The sequence below is a fragment of the Nocardia wallacei genome (assembly GCF_029868745.1).
GTDB lineage: Bacteria > Actinomycetota > Actinomycetes > Mycobacteriales > Mycobacteriaceae > Nocardia > Nocardia wallacei_B.
Genome location: NZ_JARWOP010000357.1, coordinates 1 through 1,986, shown reverse-complemented (window position 1 = coordinate 1,986; position 1,986 = coordinate 1). Strand labels below are relative to the sequence as shown.

Annotated in this window: 1 protein-coding gene; it reads left to right on the top strand. The window is 70.4% G+C overall.

Annotated elements, in window-relative coordinates; genetic code table 11:
* Positions 1–1,848 (top strand): NAD-glutamate dehydrogenase domain-containing protein (locus tag QH470_RS33220; protein WP_280276339.1); only part of this gene is annotated, 1,848 nt, incomplete at its 5' end.
* Positions 1,849–1,986: the final 138 nt, after the last annotated feature.

The window sequence follows — 1,986 nt, the reverse complement described above, 5'->3', positions numbered from 1 at the left end:
CATCGGCATATTTTCTTGGATCCGGATCCTGATGCGGCGCGGTCGTTTGCGGAGCGGCGGCGGTTGTTCGGGTTGCCGCGGTCGTCGTGGCGTGATTACGACGGGTCGGTGATCAGTGAGGGCGGCGGCGTCTACGACCGCGGCGCCAAGGCGGTGCCGGTCTCGGCGCAGGTGCGGGCGGCGCTCGGCCTGAACCCGGGCGTCACCACGCTGTCCCCGCCGGAGCTGATCAAGGCGATTCTGCTGGCGCCGGTGGATCTGCTGTGGAACGGCGGCATCGGCACCTACATCAAGTCCGCCGGCGAGACCAACGCGGATGTCGGTGACAAGTCCAACGATTCGGTACGCGTCGACGCGAACCAGTTGCAGGTCAAGGTGATCGGCGAGGGCGGCAACCTCGGTGCGACGGCGCTGGGCCGAGTCGAGTTCTGCCGCAACGGCGGCCGGATGAACACCGACGCGCTGGACAACTCGGCGGGCGTCGACTGCTCCGACCACGAGGTCAACATCAAGGTCCTCATCGACGGCGTGGTCTCCGCGGGCGAACTGCCCGCCGACGAACGCAACGCGCTGCTCGCCTCGATGACCGACGAGGTCTCCGAACTCGTGTTGCGCGACAACATCTCCCAGAACTTCCGCATGGGCCTGTCGCGTGCACACGCGGCGCCGATGCTGGAGGTTCACCGGCGGATGATCACGGAGCTGGAGAACCGGCGCGGCGTGGATCGCACGCTCGAGGCACTGCCCTCGGACGCGGAGATCGACCGGCGCGCGGCGGCGGGCACCGGCCTCACGTCTCCCGAGCTGGCGAACCTGCTCGCGCACGTGAAGCTGTCGCTGAAGGACGACCTGCTGGCCGGAAACCTGTTGGACCAGGCGGCCTTCGAGACGCTGCTGCCGACGTACTTCCCGGCTCCGGTGCGGGAACGGTTCGGCGCCGCCATCAAGCGGCATCCGCTGCGGCGGCAGATCCTCGCCACCATGGTCGTCAACGACATGGTCGACCTCGGCGGCACCAGCTACGCCTTCCGCCTGGCCGAGGAGATCGGCGCCACCACCGAGGACGCCGTGCGCGCCTACACCGCCGCGGTGGAGATCTTCGATCTGCGGTCGCTGTGGCAGCGGATCCGGACCGCGCCGCTGCCCACGTCGGTGCGCGACGAGTTGGAACTGGAAACCAAGCGCACCCTCGACCGCGCCTCGCGCTGGTTGCTGATCAACCGGCCGCAGCCGCTGGCCATCGGCGCGGGGATCACTCGCTATCGCGACGGCGTGCGGGCCCTGGCCGACGCCGTGCCCGCGTGGCGGCCCGGCCCGGTCGCCGACGACGTGCTGCAGCGCTCGCAGGGACCGATCGAACGCGGCGCGCCCCGCGAGCTGGCCGAGGAGGTGTACCTGCTCATCCACCGCTTCACGCTGCTGGACGTGCTCGACATCGCCGACATCTGCGGCCGCGACGCCGCCGAGGTGGCCGCGCTGTACTACACGCTGGACAAGCACTTCGAGATCCAGCGGCTGCTCACCGCGGTCGCCCACCTCGATCGGGGCGACCGGTGGCGCACGCTGGCCCGGCTCGCCGTGCGCGACGATCTGTACGACTCGCTGCGCGCGCTCACCGTCGACGTGCTCACCACCACCGAGCCGCTGGAGAGCACGGAGGAGAAGATCGCCTACTGGGAGTCCACCAACCGGTCGCGCCTGGTGCGCGCCCGGGGGGCGCTGGCGGAGATCGACGCCACCGGAAGCTACGACCTGGCCACGCTGTCGGTGGCGGCCCGCCAGGTGCGCAGCATGGTCAGCAGCGGAGAACCGGTGACCGCGGCGAAGCCCGCGGCCGACCGCCCCTGAACCGCAGGACGGCCGCCGGGTGTATGCCGCGATTGCCGAGATCCCCGTTCCGCTGCGCAAACAGTTGGCTCGATCGCCGTTGTGCGCCGGCGGGGGCAGCGATCCGGTACGGGTGCCGCTGCGCGCCGTCCTGGAGGG